Source organism: Lysinibacillus sp. BNK-21 (assembly GCF_048684915.1).
Taxonomy (GTDB): domain Bacteria; phylum Bacillota; class Bacilli; order Bacillales_A; family Planococcaceae; genus Lysinibacillus; species Lysinibacillus capsici.
This window is the reverse complement of the sequence record NZ_JBLQTS010000001.1, coordinates 2,419,965-2,434,736: the sequence shown is the minus strand read 5'-3', so window position 1 is coordinate 2,434,736 and position 14,772 is coordinate 2,419,965. Positions and strand designations below refer to the sequence as shown.

Annotated in this window: 13 protein-coding genes; 6 read left to right on the top strand and 7 right to left on the bottom strand. The window is 37.3% G+C overall.

Features of this window, described 5'->3' with window-relative positions; all coding sequences use genetic code 11:
• Window positions 1-96: 96 nt before the first annotated feature.
• Entirely contained in the window at window positions 97-873 is a 777-nt protein-coding gene (locus ACMGGO_RS12365; RefSeq protein ID WP_004228443.1) for a basic amino acid ABC transporter substrate-binding protein, read from the top strand.
• A 58-nt stretch (window positions 874-931) separates the two neighbouring features.
• On the opposite strand, the gene ACMGGO_RS12360 is transcribed toward ACMGGO_RS12365, so the two are convergent.
• Both ACMGGO_RS12360 and ACMGGO_RS12355 read right to left on the bottom strand, forming a co-directional pair.
• Entirely contained in the window at window positions 932-1,381 is a 450-nt protein-coding gene (locus ACMGGO_RS12360) for an SRPBCC family protein (protein WP_115674635.1), read from the bottom strand.
• A gap of 204 nt (window positions 1,382-1,585) precedes the next feature.
• The gene (locus ACMGGO_RS12355; RefSeq protein WP_054549302.1) at window positions 1,586-2,023 is read right to left on the bottom strand and encodes a MarR family winged helix-turn-helix transcriptional regulator; all 438 of its coding nucleotides are present in this window, start codon (window positions 2,021-2,023) and stop codon (window positions 1,586-1,588) included.
• A 150-nt stretch (window positions 2,024-2,173) separates the two neighbouring features.
• Between ACMGGO_RS12355 and ACMGGO_RS12350 the strand changes: the two genes are divergently transcribed.
• From ACMGGO_RS12350 to ACMGGO_RS12335, 4 genes are all read left to right on the top strand, one after another.
• A complete protein-coding gene (locus tag ACMGGO_RS12350) occupies window positions 2,174-2,578 on the top strand; it encodes an Ohr family peroxiredoxin (protein ID WP_004228436.1) in 405 nt (134 codons plus the stop codon).
• 22 nt (window positions 2,579-2,600) lie between these two features.
• Window positions 2,601-3,227: a nitroreductase family protein gene (locus tag ACMGGO_RS12345; protein ID WP_016995324.1), complete on the top strand. Its 627-nt coding sequence runs from the start codon at window positions 2,601-2,603 to the stop codon at window positions 3,225-3,227.
• Between the two features lie 67 nt (window positions 3,228-3,294).
• Window positions 3,295-3,654: a DUF1304 domain-containing protein gene (locus ACMGGO_RS12340; RefSeq protein WP_066037869.1), complete on the top strand. Its 360-nt coding sequence runs from the start codon at window positions 3,295-3,297 to the stop codon at window positions 3,652-3,654.
• Window positions 3,655-4,136: 482 nt separating this feature from the next.
• A complete protein-coding gene (locus tag ACMGGO_RS12335; protein ID WP_048394621.1) occupies window positions 4,137-4,871 on the top strand; it encodes an SDR family NAD(P)-dependent oxidoreductase in 735 nt (244 codons plus the stop codon).
• A gap of 350 nt (window positions 4,872-5,221) precedes the next feature.
• On the opposite strand, the gene ACMGGO_RS12330 is transcribed toward ACMGGO_RS12335, so the two are convergent.
• The 4 genes from ACMGGO_RS12330 to ACMGGO_RS12315 form a co-directional block, all read right to left on the bottom strand.
• A complete protein-coding gene (locus tag ACMGGO_RS12330) occupies window positions 5,222-6,358 on the bottom strand; it encodes a zinc-dependent alcohol dehydrogenase (protein WP_054549299.1) in 1,137 nt (378 codons plus the stop codon).
• A gap of 22 nt (window positions 6,359-6,380) precedes the next feature.
• A complete protein-coding gene (locus ACMGGO_RS12325; RefSeq protein WP_048394572.1) occupies window positions 6,381-6,743 on the bottom strand; it encodes a spore coat protein in 363 nt (120 codons plus the stop codon).
• A gap of 12 nt (window positions 6,744-6,755) precedes the next feature.
• Window positions 6,756-6,965, bottom strand: coding sequence for a hypothetical protein (locus ACMGGO_RS12320; protein ID WP_016993944.1), 210 nt, complete (start codon window positions 6,963-6,965; stop codon window positions 6,756-6,758).
• Window positions 6,966-7,645: 680 nt separating this feature from the next.
• Window positions 7,646-9,000 (bottom strand): IS3 family transposase gene (locus ACMGGO_RS12315; protein WP_139111235.1). Its coding sequence is split into 2 segments (ribosomal slippage): window positions 7,646-8,547 and window positions 8,547-9,000, totalling 1,356 coding nucleotides; the frame shifts between segments, so codons are not numbered across the junction.
• A gap of 376 nt (window positions 9,001-9,376) precedes the next feature.
• Here ACMGGO_RS12315 and ACMGGO_RS12310 point away from each other — a divergent pair.
• A complete protein-coding gene (locus ACMGGO_RS12310) occupies window positions 9,377-9,616 on the top strand; it encodes a hypothetical protein (protein WP_004224260.1) in 240 nt (79 codons plus the stop codon).
• Between the two features lie 465 nt (window positions 9,617-10,081).
• Here ACMGGO_RS12310 and ACMGGO_RS12305 read toward each other — a convergent pair whose 3' ends face one another.
• The gene (locus ACMGGO_RS12305; protein ID WP_420281940.1) at window positions 10,082-14,047 is read right to left on the bottom strand and encodes a leucine-rich repeat protein; all 3,966 of its coding nucleotides are present in this window, start codon (window positions 14,045-14,047) and stop codon (window positions 10,082-10,084) included.
• Between the last annotated feature and the right edge of the window lie 725 nt (window positions 14,048-14,772).

Below are 14,772 nucleotides of genomic sequence, written 5' to 3'. Positions count from 1 at the left end.
AATATTGTCACTATAATTTACGTAATAGTCTTACATTTCCGAATTGCGAAAAATAATACGCATTATGGAAAAAATATCATACTAGGGGGATGGGCTATGAAAAGAAATTTAATGGTGTTGCTTACAATTATGGCAGCTTTCACGCTAGTTTTAGCGGGTTGCGGCTCGAAAGACAATACATCATCAGGTGATGGAGATAGTAAAAAAGTTTATAAGGTAGGTACTGAGGCTACATTTGCACCTATCGTATCTCTTGATGATAAAGGGAATATTGTAGGGATTGATGTGGATGTGTTACAAGCAATCGCGGATGAAATGGATTTTGAAGTGAAGTGGGAAAGTATTGGTTGGGAGCCTGTATTCCAAACAATTAAAAATGGTGAAACAGATATTGGTGGTGCAGGGATTACAATTACGGACGAGCGTAAGGAAACATTTGATTTTACTGAGCCGTACTACGAATCTCAATTATTAATCGTGGTGAAAGAAGATTCAAAGATCCAATCATTGGATGAATTAAAAGATAAAAAGATTTCTGTACAAATTAATGCTACTGGTCATATGGCTGCCAAGAAGCTACAGGGTGAATCTAGTCCCAACATTTTTGCTTTCGAAAATCAACCAATTGCTATTCAAGAGATGCTGAATGGCAACGTAGAAGCGGCGATTGGAGATAATTCAGTTGTTTATGAATATATCAAGGCACATCCAAATGACAAAATCAAAGTAATTAAAGATGATTCCTTCGAAAAAGAATACTATGGTTTCATGGTTCAAAAGGGGAACAAAGAGCTTTTAGATAAGTTAAATGAAGGCCTTAAAAAGATTAAAGAGAACGGTAAGTTAAAAGAAATTACAGGTTCAGACTTTTAGTAATAAATAAACCGTAGAAGCTCACCTCAAGGGAGTTCTACGGTTTATTTTTTAGGTGCTAGTCTTGCGCTTCAGCAACTGTTTTGACCCGTTCTAAAAATTGTACGACTACTTTATCCGATGCAAACAATAAAAATAATTTGACGAACCATTTTAACGCATTATTTGTTACGGAATAAGTAAAGGAAGTCTCTGTTTCATTTATTTTATTTAATTCATAGTAAGCCGTAATTTCAAACAAATTAGCGAGTACAAAGCCTACTTTCAATATTTTTTTATCAGGTGTATTCGAATGTTCCAATGTTTCTACATCATACGTTTCGATACGTTTTCCTTCTTTATATTTTTGGCGATAAATACTGCCAACCCCTTCTTCTGTTACTTTTACAGGCTTGTTTTCAATTACCTGTGGCATAATCTTCTGCATGTCAGCTAAAGAGCCATCAAGTAATTTCCAAACGTTTTCGATGGGGGCATTTATGTTTATAGTCTTTGTCCATGTTTTCATCCAAACACCTCTACTTTCAAAATTACTTATCTATGCTGTAAATTAAACTAATTAATAAATGTAAGTATACTAAATTTTAACGGTAGCCACATGATTATTAACATTTGAGGAGATGAGGGAGAGAAAAACAAAAAAAGATTGAAGCCAATGTAGCTCCAATCCTTCTTATTTACATATTCATCCTATTAATGGAATAGCTATGTGTTAGTTTTCATCTTTTATTTTCCAATCGTTATAAACGATATCTTGAAGTACATTTTTCAGTTGTACAAATTGCTGCTCTGAGATATTAGATTGCTTCATCACTTGGCGGGACACTTCAGGTAGTTTCCTTCTTACATCTACGCCTTCCTTGGTTAAATATATTTTCATTAATCGTTCGTCCTCCTTAGAACGTTCACGACAAATGTAATTCTTTGCCTCTAATTTTTTTAACAACGGTGTTAATGTTCCTGAATCTAAAAATAAACGTTGGCCCAATTCTTTCACCGTTATCTGTTCGTTTTCCTCTAAAGCTAATAAAGTGATATAGCCTGTATAAGTAAGATCGTAAGGCTTCAATAATAATGTATATTGCCGAGTGATTTCCTTAGATGTTGCATACAAAAGAAAGCACAGCTGATTATCTAAATGATTAGGCATAAAAATCCCCTCTTAAAGTTCTTCTACTATCATTTATATTAAAAATAAAGTTCCTACTTGTCAAACGCAATTAAATTGTGTACAATTCAATTTGTAAAAATTAGATTGTACACAATTTAATTAATAACAAAAGATAAGGGGTTTTCAGTTATGAAAGAATTATACGCAACTACAATGATTAATGAAGGTGGCCGTAGTGGCACATCCTATGCAGAAGATCAATCTTTATCGTTAAAAATTGCACCACCAGGCTCCAAATTAGCGGATGTTACAAACCCAGAACAATTATTTGCGGCTGGCTATAGTGCTTGCTTTAATAGTGCATTAGATTTAATCAAACGCCAAAAGAAACTAAAAAATGCATCAACCATTAAAGTAACAGTGAAATTAATGGAGCAAGCTTCTTTTGACTATGTGCTTGCAGTGGAAATCGAAGGGCATATTGAAGGACTAGCAGTGGAGGAAGCACAGGAATTATTAGAGGTCACACATACGGTATGCCCATATTCAAAAGCAACAATGGGCAATATTAATGTAACAATAAAAGCAGTTTAAATTGTGAAAAGAGGGAAACTACATGTTATCAAATACACCATTAAAACAAATTATGCAAATGCGTAAATCTGTTCGTAAATACAATGCAGAGACTAAAATTCCGCGTGAAACAATCATGCAGCTGTTGCAGGATGCTACTTCAGCACCTTCTTCAAGTAATATGCAGCCATGGCGCTTTCTTGTCATTGATGATAAGGAAATTCAGAAGAATATCAACTTCTTTTCATTTAATCAAGAGCAAATCGAAACAGCCTCTGCCATTATTGCTGTCATTGGTGATATAGAGATGTATGTAAATGCTGAGGAAATCTATGCAAAAAACGTGGAGCTGGGCTATATGCCAGAACCAATTGCCAATAAGCTTGCACAAGATGCGCTGACAATGTATGGTTCAGCACCAACAAAAACATTAGAAAATATCGTACACTTTGATGCTGGCTTAGTATCGATGCAAATCATGCTATTAGCGAAGGAAATGGGCTATGATACCGTTCCGATGGGTGGGTTTGATAAAGCAAAATTCGCGGAATACATGGAATTACCAGCAAATGAAATTCCTATTTTATTATTAGCCATTGGTGAAGCGGCAGCCCCAGCATATGGTTCTTCACGCCTACCAATAGACCGCATTGTTCGTTTTAATAAATAGTTTCAAGCAATGTCCTTGATACACTTGAGGACATTGCTTTTTTAAAGATTTTTTAGGAGGGAATAGGATGTCTTCATTAACTTTTATTTTAAGCTTAGTCGTAGCAGCTGAGCATTTGTATATTATGTATTTAGAAACGTTTGCAACTACTTCTAAAAGAACAGCAAAAACATTTAATCTGTCTGAAGAAGCGTTAGAAAATGCAAATGTTCAAGTTCTTTTCAAAAATCAAGGCGTTTATAATGGTCTGATTGCGATCGCCTTATTGTATGGATTATTTTTGTCACATCAGCAAACTGAAATTGTTGCCATTTTTTTAATCTTTGTAATCATTGTCGCTTTGTATGGTAGCTTAACAAGCTCTAAATCGATTCTATTAAAACAAGGTGGGCCTGCTATTTTAGCACTTATTAGTTTATTTTTCTAAAGGAATCTCTACAATAATAAAAAGATTGAAGTTAATGTAAACTTCAATCTTTCCTGCACACATATTCTAAAGCGTGTCGCACATTTTTTACCTCAGTTGGCCACAAAGAAATTCAATAGCAAAACATTGATAACACGACGTAATGCATAACAGACGTTATCTCTGTTCTAATGGAAGTATAGTGGAAGACTTATATAATTGCGAGCAAAGATTTGTTTTAAGGAAGGAAGATAATTAGCTTACGTCTAATATCCATATTGTCCAAAACTTTATTAACAGTCAAAAAGATATATATTGTGATGATTGTCTCTCTGAAAAGTTGAATATTAAACCAAGACAACAAATCAATCAAATTTGTAATAAGTTAAAAAAACAGGTCTTTGTAAAGAGAGGTTAAACAATGTTCTTCTTGCGCCAAAGATAGAATTTAGGTAGAGTTTTTCATAACATCCTAACTTTTTAATAAAGGGGTAAAATAGATGATGCTTAAAAATAGAAAAGTAATAGTAACAGGTGCAGCTTCTGGTATAGGAAAAGAAATTGTTAAACAATGTTTAGATGAAGGTGCTTCAGTACTTGCTTGTGATATTAATGAAGACGCCTTAAGGGAATTAAAACAATCAATGAATGTCCCCTCAGATTTGTATACATATCAATTAGATGTAAGTATTTATGAAGAAGTAGTCAATTTTTTTGGAAATTTGGAAAGAGAACATTGTGATGTAGATAGTTTAGTTAATAATGCTGGGATTTATTTGGGTAAGAATATACTGGATTATCAAACCGAGGAAATTGATAAAGTCATAGATATAAACTTAAAGGGATGTATTTATTTTTCTCAAATGTTCGGGAAATATCTACTTCAGAGCGAACGTAAGGGAGTCATCGTGAATATGTCTTCTGTATCAGGTATGGAAGGCAGTTCAGATGCAATATATGGACTCTCAAAAGCTGCTATATTGGGATTAACTAAAAGCTGTGCAGTGAATTTCTCACCATACATCAGAGTTAATGCCATTGCCCCTACAATGGTAAACACTCCTATGATGGATGCAATACCTATTTGGAGAAAAGAGGAATATTTAAATCATCAGCTCATCGATACACCTGTAATGCCTGAAGATGTTGCTGATACTGTTATTTTCCTCTTGTCAGATAGATCAAAGCATTACACAGGTGCGACATTTGATATTAATAATGGTGGATATCTAAGGTAGTTCAAAAACTTATTCAACTGTTTTGCCAAACTAATTATTTACCCAGAAATTTGGCGCTTTTCTCAAATAAGGAAAGCGTCTTTCCTCATGGAAATAAAACAAATGGTATGTTGAGTTGTTTATTAGAAGTTATTCAATTTAAAGGAATCGCTACATAATGATTTTTGATTAGGGAGGGGTTAGTTCTGTTGATCAAAATGTAGTTCGCCAGTGGAAGAGGCTTGGTGCTCAAATATTAATGCCATTTTGAAGAATCACTTTCAGAAGTAATACATATAAATATGTACCCCTAGGTCAATGAAAAAGGTACTTTTGCAATGCAGAAACAAAAGTACCTAAAAACTTCTATATTAGGGTTTTAAAACCACTTTAATGCAACCTTCTTGCTTTGTATCGAATATTTCATAAGCATGTTTTGCTTTTTCAAGGGGGAGTACATGTGTAATGATATCACCGACATTCACTTTTCCTTCAGCCATTAAGTTATAGACATGGGGCATGATATGAACAACTGGAGCCTGTCCAGTACGAATCGCTACATTGCGTTGGAATATATCTCCAAGTGGGAAGGCGTTGTATCGACCGCCGTATACACCGGTAATTTGGATTGTTCCTCCTTTACGTACAGCTTGACTGGCTGTGACAAGGGCTCCCATAGCACCACCTTGAAGTTTTACCCCACTTGCAAGAAATTCTAGTGGCGTCATTTTTCCGCTCATCCCTACGCAATCAATGACAACGTCTGCACCGCCCTTGGTAATCTCTTTCAAGTATTCACCACAATTTTCATGGTCTTCAAAATTAACGATTTCCACGTTATTTGTCTTCTTTGCATGTTTAAGACGATACCCAATGTAGTCAACTGCGATTACTCTTTCTGCTCCTTTCAGCCAAGCAAATTTTTGTGCTAGCAGTCCAACAGGTCCGCAGCCAAGAATAATAACAGTATCTCCTTTCTTTACACCAGCATTATCTACACTCCAAAAAGCAGTAGATGCGGCATCGGCAAGGAGAACAAGACTTTCATCAGGAACTTCTGATTTCTCTGGAATTTTGAAAGGGATAAAATTACCATAGGGCACTCGCATAAACTCTGCCTGTCCTCCTGGAAAACCGCCTGTTGTGTCTGAATAACCAAAGTAGGCACCCATTTCGCCATTATCGTTTGCATTATCACATTGACTTTCCAGATCATGATTGCAGTACCAGCATTCCCCGCATGCAATATTAAAAGGAATGACAATCCGGTCACCCTTTTTAACCTTCGTCACATCTTTTCCAACTTCTTCTACAATACCCATTGGTTCATGACCAATGACATAATCTTGTCCAAGATTCGGAATCATACCATGAATCAAATGCAAGTCTGACCCGCAAATGGCAGTAGTGGTTAAACGAACAATAATATCATCGGCTTTTTTTATTTTAGGGTCTTGTACTTCTTTAACCTCAACATTTTTTACACCTTGAAAAGTGACAGCTTTCATTAAAAAAATCCCTCATTTTCGTTTATTTTTTCGGTGGGGTAGGGAACATTCCTTTTCGATTCATATCTTTAGGGAATAAATCCAACTGGGCAATACTAATCGCATTTTCTGCTGATTTAATATCCAGTTCCTTTTGACCTGCAAGATCATAAGGTTTCAGCCATTCTTTTTTTACCATCAGTTCAGAAATTTCGAAATATAAATCGACCATGACATCCAGCTGAGTTCTCAAGATTTTCTGAAGAGCAGGAGAAGCTGTTTCTGTTAAGGCAATTGAAAGATTCCGAATACCCGTTTTAGTTGTAAGTAAAAACTCAAGAGCAATCCCCGAATCAGTTAGTTCAGGCATTCCAACTGAATTTATAGGATCTAAATAGTCTTGCATACAATTGTCCTCCTAATATTCCAATTCCGATTTTGAGTAGAGCTTAACCATAGCAGTGAGTGCCGGGGTAGATAATTTTACATTTTTGTCCAATAACGCTCTTAAATCATCATCAAAGACCACACCTTGACTCAGCTTCGATTTAAGTAAACTAGTTGTCATAAAGTTAATGACTTCATGAAATTCCATGGTTTCATGAAGTGCTAATTTTTTCTCAAACACGTAATTCGCACCTCCATAATTTTCTTTAAAAAGTCTTCCCTGTAGCAAGTCTATTTATGCAAATTCGCATTGGATTAATTCTAAGACTATATTGATAGCTATAATCTGATTTAAAGTTGAATTTCCTCCATTCTTTTCACTCAACCCATTTATTACATTACTTATGTGCTTGAAGCCTTATGAAAATTGGTTTTAGGCGTTTTTCTCTTTGTCTAAAGAAAATGCGGGATGTATCCTAAAGGGCGCTTTTCTGAAATAAGGGAAGCTTCTTTTTTTCATAAATGGGTCATTTAATGAAAGAAGGGAGCAACACTTTTTTTAGATAAATTTATATAAAATTGGATATAAAAAAGGACCTTCAGTCTCTATAGCTGTCAGGTCCTTATTTTTTATACTATTTCATTTGTTTTTTAAAATATCTTCTACTTTGGTAAACCTCAAGACAACAAACAGGAGAATGAAGCCCAGTACATCCTGGATATAACTCAATGGTTCATCATCTTTTGAATGCAACCATAAATTTGCTTAACACACTGCCAAGAATTATTAATATTATATTAGTCCCAACAAGCCAACTGTGTGCATGCATTACTATACATTGTAATGTAAAGAAAAATAAAAAACCCCAAAAGCTGCATATAACTGAAGTGACCCCTATAAGTTAGACACGGTTATTTCGTTTAGGCAGCTTGGGTAAACTGAGTTCGGTATTCTACCGGACTCAGTTTTAATTTTGCCTTTAAACGTCTCGTGTTGTAATACGTTATATACTTTTCAAGTTCCTTTTTAAAATGCTCGACACTATCAAATTCCTTTAAGTAGAGGAATTCTGACTTCATGATGCCGAAGAAATTCTCCATGACAGAGTTGTCATAACAGTTTCCCTTACGTGACATACTTTGCACAATGCCTCTTGATTCAAGGGCGTGGCGATATTGTTTCATTTGGTAATGCCAACCTTGATCTGAATGCATCAATAATTGATGTTCCTCTGGCAACCTCTCTAGTGCCTTCTCCAACATTTCTGATACAAGCGAATATGTTGGTCTATGACCAATTGTGTACGTAATAATTTCGCCGTTAAATAAGTCTAAAATAGGTGATAAATAGAGCTTTTCACCAAACAGCTTAAACTCCGTAATATCTGTAACCCATTTTTCATTCGGTGCTTCTGCTATGAAGTTACGATCCAATCTATTAGGCGCAATCTTACCGATTGTCCCTTTATAAGATTTGTATTTCTTCATACGCACTAAGCACTTTAAACCTAATTCTTTCATGATACGTTGAACCTTTTTATGATTCACTTTTTTCCCACGATTTGCTAGCTCATCACGAATACGACGATAACCATAACGACCTTCGTGTTCGTTATAAATTGCTCGAATTTCGGCCTTTAACTCGGCATCTGGATCTGGACGATCCATCTTCTTCACTAAATCATAGTACGTGCTACGTGGAATGCCTGCGAATTTCGCAAGCGCCTTCACCGAGTATTTATGCCTTAATTCATAGATGACCTTTACTTTGTCTTCTTTGGTGATTTTTCCTTGGCTTGAACTAAGGCGTTCAACTTTTTTAAGTACTCATTTTCCATACGTAGACGATTGATTTCTGCTTGAAGTGCTTCAGGTGTCCCTTCTACTGGTGCTTGTTTTGGTTGTTTGTTCGTTTCTTTTTTCATGGATGGATGCCCCTTTTTCCTTGATTGAAGGGCATCGAATCCTTTTGTTTTAAATTGCTTTTTCCAACTACGAAGTGTAGAAGGCGTAGCTATCTTAAAGATAGCTGCTGTTTCAAGTAAGGACGTACCATTTTCAATCATAAAGTTTAGTACGTCTAGTTTAAACTGTGCCGAATAATTTGTATATCGCTTTATAAACGCTTCTACGCCATTATACTCATATTGTTTCGCCCAATTAAGAATTGCTTTGTGATCTGTTCCGATAGATTTAGCAATTTCATGTGAACTTTCATTGCCTTTTATGTAACGTAAGGCTGCTTGTAGTTTTTCTTCCGATGTAAATTTAGCCATATAAAAACTGCTCCTCCAAATGTTAGATGTGTCTAACATTTGGGGAGCAGTTCAATACAGTGGGGTTTTCACATAAGATCATCAGCTTATTCTAAATATAGTCCTACAACAACGGTTGGTATCGGTACTGCAACTGTAAATGGTGTTATGATTAATTCGCCGTATTCAAATCACACAGCAGCACCAGATTATAATTTCCATGGTAGTTTGAAAAATTATCAAATTATGTTAACAGGCAAAAGCCAACCTCTTAAAGCCAACGATATTGTAACTCTATTCTTTAGAGCACATTCATCTAACGGTGCAAATAGTAGTGCTACTTCGGTTGACCTGAAATGTAGAGTATCATAAACTTTCCATATAGGGGGTTAAATAGATGGCTCTTAGATGGAATAAGGAAAATATTATTTTCGATAGCTTACATGAAGCAGATGTATGGGCCGACTCAATAGGAAATGAGATTTATGCAAGACTATATGATGGTTATGATACACCAGATTATAAAATAGCTTATTCCTTAGCTTTTAGACTTGCTGAAATGAAAGAATTCAGAGTAATTACTGAGATTTCAATAGATAAGGAAACAAGATATAAAGTCTGGGTAATATCTGCTTAGAATTGATTACACTTATTTAAAACTTACTCCTTGAATACATCTTGAAGCCCCGAATTGTAGACACTTAAAAGTGAAAACTATTCGGGGTTTTTTGTTTTATAGCGAAACACTTTAAATATCTATGGGAATAAAAGTGGTATGTGATTGGATTCATCTATTAAATATTAAATTTAAAGCCTATTAATAAATGTGTGGTTTGAAATAAAGTTGCGAAGTTTATAAAAAAGACACGATGTTTAAAACAAAGTCGCGATAGTTATAAAAAAGTTGCGAAGTTATACCCCTTTGGATCACTGAGACCAAAGGATTTTTATAAAAAGGTAGTATTCCACAAACGGGCCATATTATTGAATAACAATTTTTAAAGATATATTACCAAACGACGCTTTGGTAACGTTCTATCCTACAAAAAAGACACCTATCTGATGGGAGTTGAATCCCAATCAGACAGGTGTCTTTTTTGTCTTATTTTTTCATCGTCATTTCTGTTGCAGCTGCTTCAATGACTCCGATTGCCCAATGACTAGCCGGTACATCACGGAATGTTGATTCGGTGATGTTTTCTACTGTTGGTCGTTCAAATAATTGGTTCAGGACTTTTACCGCTTGTGCACGTGTTAACGCACCATTCGGATTAAACGTTGTCGCACTGTTTCCAGTCATAATGCCGAGGGCACTTACTCTTTCAATCGATGAGGCAGCCCAATGGCTTGCTGCAACATCGGAAAAGACTTTTCCGGGCTTAGCGGTTTGACAATACGTTTTCGTGTCATCTTGTGCACACACTGTATCTACCCAGCGTGCGATGACACCCGCCATTTGGGCACGGGTAATTGTCCCATTCGGGTCAAATTTGGTTTGGGTTGTGCCATTAAATAAACCAGCTTGTTTCACAAACTCAATCGCATACTTCGAAGTATTCTTTTCCGTATCTTCAAAAGTTACTTCGGCTGTTGGAATTTTCCCATTTGTTAAGAAACGGGCTAACATTGTTGCCATTTGAGCACGTGTTACCGAAGCATTTGGTTTAAATGTGCCATCTGGGTACCCTTGAATGTAGGGCACTAATCGGTTTGTTTCTACTTCCTCTTTCTCTTCTTCTTGCACTTCTGAAGCATACACTAAGCTAAATGTGGAGAAATGATCGACTTCAAATTGGAATCCTTTCACACCTGGTTCAAATTCTACTATACGACCACGTTTTACTTCAGTTGTTGCGTCACTATGCTCAATATAAACAACCAGTGAGGCCATTTGTTCTGCTGTTAATGCAGCCGAAATTGGTAACGTAATCGTTATCGGACGATTTTGTAGATTCGTTTCAATCGTTACCGGTGTCCCTAACAATGAAAGGGTTGCTCTATTTGGCATCGCCTGTTGAATGTGTTCATTTTGTCGCACATTCGCCTGAATCATTTCCTGTTGTTGTGCCTTTACAGGCATAATGCGGAAGAATATATCCTCAGTGATCCCATTAAATGCGGTAGATGGCATCATCAAGTGTGCTAATGCTGTTTGCATAAAAAGATTCGTTTGTTGCTTGTTTAAATAGAGCCCAGCCGTTCGTGGGAGATGTAAAATCGCTTCTACTGTCGCCGTTTCTGCTGGGTATACGAGACGAATTGTTCGTTCCTCTTGATTCGACATTTGTTGTACTTGTACTTGAACAGGTTCCAATAAAACGTTTGCATGATAACGCACGATTCCTTGTTCAACCGTACGAATAATAGGGATGACACCTGAAGGCATCGGTTCCACTGAGTCGTCTGGTTGTGGTACCGGTGTCGTCTCTGGTACGGTTGTTGGTGCCTTCACCGTAATGGTAGCCGTATCAAATGAACTGCCGTAAGTAGCCGTAACAGTCACCGTACCGGGTGCGATTGCAGTTAAGGTACTTCCTTGGATCGTCGCAACCGTTGGATCGCTTACTGTAAATCCGGTTTTCGCCGTTTGATCTTGCGTAGTGCCATCCGAAAGGTTTTCTATTAGTTGGAAGTTTTGTGTGCCTCCAACAGTTAGTTGCCCTGTTTTAGGTGAAAGACTAATGCCTGTTGTTGTGACAGGAGCTGAATTCACCGTAATGGTTGCTGTATCAGATGTGCTGCCGTAAGTAGCCCTGACGGCCACCGTCCCAGGAGCAATCGCTGTTAAGACATTATCTTGCATCGTGGCGATGGCTGAATTATCTACTGTAAATTGGGCATTCCCAGTTTGATCTTGGGTTGTGCCATCCGAAAGGTTTTCTATTAGTTGGAAGTTTTGTGTGCCTCCAACAGTTAGTTGCCCTGTTTTAGGTGAAAGACTAATGCCTGTTGTTGTGACAGGAGCTGAATTCACCGTAATGGTTGCTGTATCAGATGTGCTGCCGTAAGTAGCCCTGACGGTCACCGTCCCAGGAGCAATCGCTGTTAAGACATTATCTTGCATCGTGGCGATGGCTGAATTATCTACTGTAAATTGGGCATTCCCAGTTTGATCTTGGGTTGTGCCATCCGAAAGGTTTTCTATTAGTTGGAAGTTTTGTGTGCCTCCAACAGTTAGTTGCCCTGTTTTAGGTGAAAGACTAATGCCTGTTGTTGTGACAGGAGCTGAATTCACCGTAATGGTTGCTGTATCAGATGTGCTGCCGTAAGTAGCCCTGACGGTCACCGTCCCAGGAGCAATCGCTGTTAAGACATTATCTTGCATCGTGGCGATGGCTGAATCATCTACTGTAAATTGGGCATTCCCAGTTTGATCTTGGGTTGTGCCATCCGAAAGGTTTTCTATTAGTTGGAAGTTTTGTGTGCCTCCAACAGTTAGTTGCCCTGTTTTGGGTGATAGAACTATGCCTGTTGAGTAAGTGGGCCACTTTGCATAAATTATCATAGGTGCTGTAACCGTATATGTCCATGAAGTAGTATACGATTGGTCCTCGAACCATCCGTGAAAAGTAGCTCCTGGCTTGGCTTGGTGATTAAATGCTGTCTGACTAAGTCTTGAAATTTGTCCTTTAAATTCAACTTGATTTAGCTGGTTATTATAAAAGGCAAAAGTCCCAATACTAGTCACACTAGAAGGAATGGTCACATTCGGTAGCTGGTTAGACGCAAAGGCAAAACCCCCAATACTGGTCACGCTAGAATGAATGGTCACATCCGTTAGCTGGTTACTATAAAAGACATAATCCCCAATACTAGTCACGCTAGAAGGAATGGTCACATTCGGTAGCTGGTTATACGCAAAGGCAGAAGCCCCAATACTGGTCACGCTAGAAGGAATGGTCACATTCGTTAGCTGGTTATTATAAAAGGCAAACTCCCCAATACTGGTCACGCTAGAAGGAATGGTCACATTCGGTAGCTGGTTAGATCGAAAGGCAAAAGCCCCAATACTGGTCACGCTAGAAGGAATGGTCACATTCGTTAGCTTGTTATTATAAAAGGCATACTCCCCAATACTGGTCACGCTAGAAGGAATGGTCACATCCGTTAGCTGGTTACTATAAAAGACAGAATCCCCAATACTGGTCACGCTAGAAGGAATGGTCACATTCGGTAGCTTGTTATATCGAAAGGCAGAAGCCCCAATACTGGTCACGCTAGAAGGAATGGTCACATTCGTTAGCTGGTTAGACGCAAAGGCAGAATCCCCAATACTGGTCACGCTAGAAGGAATGGTCACATTCGTTAGCTGGTTAGACGCAAAGGCAGAAGCCCCAATACTGGTCACGCTAGAAGGAATGGTCACATTCGTTAGCTTGTTAGATTGAAAGGCAAACTCCCCAATATTGGTCACGCTAGAAGGAATGGTCACATTCGTTAGCTTGTTAGACGCAAAGGCAGAAGCCCCAATATTAGTCACGCTAGAAGGAATGGTCACATTCGTTAGCTGGTTATAATAAAAGGCAGAATCCCCAATGCTAGTCACGCTAGAAGGAATGGTCACATTCGTTAGCTGGTTATTATAAAAGGCAAACTCCCCAATATTGGTCACGCTAGAAGGAATGGTCACATTCGTTAGCTTGTTAGACGCAAAGGCAGAAGCCCCAATGCTGGTCACGCTAGAAGGAATGGTCACATTCGGTAGCTGGTTAGACGCAAAGGCAAACTCCCCAATATTGGTCACGCTAGAAGGAATGGTCACATTCGTTAGCTGGTTATACGCAAAGGCAGAATCCCCAATACTGGTCACGCTAGAAGGAATGGTCACATTCGTTAGCTGGTTATATCGAAAGGCAGAATCCCCAATACTGGTCACCGCTTGACCATCAATAGTAGGTGGAATAGTGACGTCTTTTGTTGTTCCTTTGTAACTTTTAATGGTAACGCCTGTACCATTTGGATTTGTTAAAAAATCGGATTCACTATTCGCAGCACCATAGACCGGTATATTTCCCCATTGTAAATTGAGGAGTAACACGATTAGGAATAGACTAGCTAGTTTTTTCATATAGTAAGTCCCTCTCTTTCTTGTGATTTCTATGTACGAATAACGTCAACTTCTCTAGCATTCAGAACATACAAAAGTAAAAAATAACATACAAAGGTTAAAAATAGGTTAAAAATTTAAAATTAAGTAATTATTTTTTATACAAACCCATTCAAAATAACGTTCCCAAATAAAAGTTTGGGTAGACACAAAAGCCAAGAAACGCTGTAAAACAAACGTTACTTGGCTTTTTCATTGGATATTGTTTATACAAAGGTATATAAAGAGAGTTTACAATAAGACTTTTCAAAATATTGCAGAAAACATTGTAGGGGTGTTATATGAATAAAAACCTGTATATGGAGACTTTCTAAATCTGTATTCTTCTCAATCCTATATTACAATTGCTGGTGGTTTAGGTGAAACGATCTTCAACAAACGGGCGCGATTGTGGAGCAACACAGGTAGAAAATAATCAAACTTTTTTATTAAAACCTAACTTATAACTGCTAAAGAAAAACCCCTTTTGATCAATCTTTTTTCAAAAGGGATTCTTCTTAATTTAACATAAAATAAGGGTTTGCAAGGTAATTTTACTCAAACTTTAATTCAAAGCTACAGTTTCTCCACTAACTAGTAGCGATAGAACAAAGCATAATTTTATTTGTTATAATTTAAGTAATATATATAAAATAAGTAATAATATGGATAATTAACTGATTCTACATAGTCAAGTGACATTCAAG